The organism is Butyrivibrio sp. (assembly GCF_017635265.1).
GTDB lineage: Bacteria > Bacillota > Clostridia > Lachnospirales > Lachnospiraceae > Butyrivibrio.
This window is the reverse complement of record NZ_JAGBLU010000103.1, coordinates 1-3,675: the sequence shown is the minus strand read 5'-3', so window position 1 is coordinate 3,675 and position 3,675 is coordinate 1. Positions and strand designations below refer to the sequence as shown.

Genomic DNA, 3,675 nt, shown 5'->3' with positions numbered 1-3,675 from the left:
TAATCTCCTTTCAGGTCATGTTGTCCTCGTCTCTTTAGATGAGCTGTGTTCTTATGAGTACAATATAAATACCCGAAAGAAAAAATGCCATGAACAATAAATGGGGGCTGTCAGATTAAATGATATGCTCCCTTCTAGGTAGACAAGAGAAATAATAAAAATCTTGTACTACTTAGGAGGGAGCATTTTTATGTCCAAATATAAGATAGAGCCAGATGAAAAAATCAGGACAGTAGAAGGTATTCTTAATGGAAAAGAAACACAGCGACATGCAGCTGCACGTCTTGGAGTTGCACCCATATCTGTCCAACAATGGATTGCCATTTATCAAAGTGATAGTTCATCTGCGTTTACTCAAAGATGCTACAAAAGATATCCAAAAGAACTGAAAGAGAAAGCAGTTCTGGAGTATTTAAATGGAAATGACTCATTGCTATCTATATGTCAGAAATATGGCATTAGAGCAAAAAGTAAGTTACAAGACTGGATAAAGAAATATAATGGTCATGAGGAACTAAAAACTTCCGGAACAGGAGGAGCAACCATCATGACCAAGGGGAGAAAAACAACATTTGATGAGCGTGTAGAAATTGTTCAGTATTGCATTTCTCATGATTGCAATTATGCAGAAACTGCTGAAAAGTTCAATGTATCATATCAGCAAGCGCGAAGCTACACGGTAAAATATAAGGCCAATGGAATTGAGGCTCTTAAAGACAGACGTGGAAGAACCAAGGCTAAAGAAGAAATGACAGAATTGGATAGACTTCGCGCTGAAAATAAGATTCTTCGTGCCGAAAAGGAACGCGCTGAAATGGAGGCGTCTTTCTTAAAAAAACTCGATGCAATAGAGAGGGGGTGGGACTGAGCCTTATACGTCACGAACAGGTTTATCTCGCAATCAAGACAGAGCACGATGAGCATTGCTATCCAATTTCTGCTCTCTGCAAGATTGGAAATGTTAGCCGGGCTGCATACTATAAATGGTTGCATAGGGAGCTTCCGAACTATGAGGCTGAAAACAAACGTATAGCTGACGAAATAGAGAAAATACATACAGAGAGCCCAGATAAAGGATATCGACGTATTAGAGATGATCTGGAACGGTATCATGATATAAAGGTAAATGACAAACGTGTCCTTAGGATCTGCCGTAAAAAGGGAATTAAATCCACTATAAAATATGCTAACAACGGATGCACAAGGCAGGCAGCTAATCCTCAATTTATTGCCGAGAACATCTTAAATAGAGAATTTTCGGCGGATGCCCCTAACCAGAAGTGGCTGACAGATGTTACTGAATTTAAATACTATGTGGCTCAGGAAGTTCACAAGGTATATTTGAGTGCTATCCTCGATTTATATGATCGTAGAATTGTATCTTATGTGATAGGTGATTCGAACAATAACCCACTGGTATTTGATACATTTGATGCTGCTATAGCTGCAAATCCTGGTGCAACACCACTGTGCCACAGTGATAGAGGATTTCAATATACAAACAGACTGTTCCACGCAAAATTAGAAGCTGCAGGAATGACTCAGAGCATGTCAAGAGTAGCAAAATGCATCGACAATGGTCCAATGGAAGGCTTTTGGGGAATACTCAAGCGAGAGCGGTATTATGGAAAAAGATTTAAGGATAAAGATTCATTGGTGTCGATGATTGAGGAATACATTGAATACTATAATAATCAGCGCTTGCAGAGGAATCTAGGTGTTCTTACACCTATGGAGAAACATAATAATTATTTGATGGTGGCATAAAAAACTGCCATCAGAAAACTGATGGCAGAAAGTTTATTTTTTTTGATTGTCTACTTGACGGGGAGCGGTTCACAAATTAAGCGACAGTCCCTTTATTTTAACGCACTCGTTTCATATGTGATCTTGCAAAGAGCACTGATGTCTTTGGATTCCCAGTTCATGGCAATCCTCTCCGCGACAATTTCCAAATCAGATGAAACTGCTTTTAGTAGAAGGATCATCACCTGATTGCTTCCATATCTTGTTATAACATCACTTTGTCTTAACGACATCTGAACAACTTCAACGAAAGCATTTGCTGCTTCCTCCTGATCCACATCCTTTTTTGTCGGAATAACAGAGTAGAGTATTACATGAATGGTATTGTGATAGTTACCCACTACTCTCGACAGAAAATGATATATCTTTTTAAAATCCGATGTAGGAAGATTAAATGCTCCTTTTCCCGGGGATCTTTCAGCCATAAGAGTCATTGCATATTTAAGCGCAGTCGCCTCATCTGCCTCATCGCCTGATGACGCTTTTTCCTCCCTGTAGACCTTATAGCCATGTTTACCGTTTTGCTTAACAAAATATAATGCTTTATCTGCTTTTTTATAAAGACTTACAAAATCAGCTCCTTCATCAGGCGCAAATGCACAGCCGATTGACGCCCCAAGAGGAATATTCATGCTTTGTCCCATCAGTTCTTTTGCGGAAAGAAGAAGCTGTTCATTTATGTATGCAGCCTTATCGGCTATAACGTCCTCATCAAGGATTGATTTACAAAAAACCACAAATTCATCCCCACCAATTCTTCCCGCAATATCCGTTGCTCTTATGGATGAGCGGATTATTTCCGCAAATCGGATAAGTACTTTATCTCCCATAGCATGGCCATATATATCGTTGACAGGTTTAAAGCTGTCAAGATCAATCATCATCAAAGCTCCGGGAGTAGTTTTGACCAAGAGGTCTATTTCTTCCTGAGATGATGCCTTATTGAGAAGGCCGGTCATTGGGTCTGTGGTGGCAGCCTTCTGAAGTCCCTGTATCTGCTCAACATTTTGAAGAATATTAAATACACGCTTTAGCAAAACATCAGCTCTGAAGGGCTTTCTGATAAAGTCAAGCGCACCGATGGCAAATCCTTTGCTTTCAGCCTCATCGTCCTTATCAGCTGTCATAAACATAAACGGGATTTGTTTTCCATATATATCCTGAAGTTTTTTCTGAAGCTCAAATCCGTCAATTTCAGGCATTCTAAGATCAGAAAGAACCAAATTCGGTCTTTCTGTTTTATATATTTCAATCGCATCCCTTCCATTTGAAGCACAGACTGTGTCATATTCACTGGACAAAATATGCTGTGTCATGCGAAGAGATATCTTTTCATCATCGACTATGAGAATTTTGTGTTTTGCCATAAATATCCTCGACCTCCATATGAAAATTTTATCAGAACAAAATAAAAACTATCTATAAAAAGTATATAATTTAACTAAAATAACGCATTTTGTCGACTGAATTGTGTATAATTATCTTGATGTGTCAAATAATAAATATTCTTTTTATCGAGGATGCAGGAATATGAGTATTGAGAAATTAAGAGAATTGGGAGCAAATGTTGATGAAGGTCTGGAAAGATGTATGGGCATGGAAGACTTTTATCTGGAAATGATAGAACTTGGACTTTCAGATGACCGTTTTGAGGCTTTGGGAAAGGCTTTGGAAGAGGGCAATCTTGATGATGCGTTTGAAGATGCACATGCTTTAAAGGGAGTTGTAGGAAATCTTGCTCTCACTCCTTTGTACGAAACAGTGAGCGAGATAACAGAAAACCTCAGAGCAAAAGTACAGACAGATTATGAAGTAATTTATAAAAAAATTCTTTCACAAAGAGAAGCCTTTTTGCAATAAATATTTCGC

The 3,675-nt window shown here is 38.6% G+C and carries 4 protein-coding genes; 3 read left to right on the top strand and 1 reads right to left on the bottom strand.

Annotated elements, in window-relative coordinates; genetic code table 11:
* The first annotated feature begins 190 nt into the window (after window positions 1-190).
* On the top strand, window positions 191-868 hold the full coding sequence (locus tag J6O61_RS12250) for a transposase (protein ID WP_292213618.1): 678 nt from the start codon (window positions 191-193) through the stop codon (window positions 866-868).
* Window positions 859-1,767: an IS3 family transposase gene (locus J6O61_RS12245; protein ID WP_292213616.1), complete on the top strand. Its 909-nt coding sequence runs from the start codon at window positions 859-861 to the stop codon at window positions 1,765-1,767. The genes J6O61_RS12250 and J6O61_RS12245 overlap by 10 nt, the downstream gene beginning before the upstream one ends.
* Before the next feature lie 92 nt (window positions 1,768-1,859).
* On the opposite strand, the gene J6O61_RS12240 is transcribed toward J6O61_RS12245, so the two are convergent.
* The gene (locus J6O61_RS12240) at window positions 1,860-3,173 is read right to left on the bottom strand and encodes a diguanylate cyclase (protein ID WP_292213613.1); all 1,314 of its coding nucleotides are present in this window, start codon (window positions 3,171-3,173) and stop codon (window positions 1,860-1,862) included.
* A gap of 163 nt (window positions 3,174-3,336) precedes the next feature.
* On the opposite strand from J6O61_RS12240, the gene J6O61_RS12235 reads away from it, so the two are divergent.
* Window positions 3,337-3,666 (top strand): Hpt domain-containing protein, encoded by a 330-nt coding sequence (locus J6O61_RS12235; protein ID WP_292213610.1) that lies wholly within the window; start codon window positions 3,337-3,339, stop codon window positions 3,664-3,666.
* The last annotated feature ends 9 nt before the right edge of the window (window positions 3,667-3,675 follow it).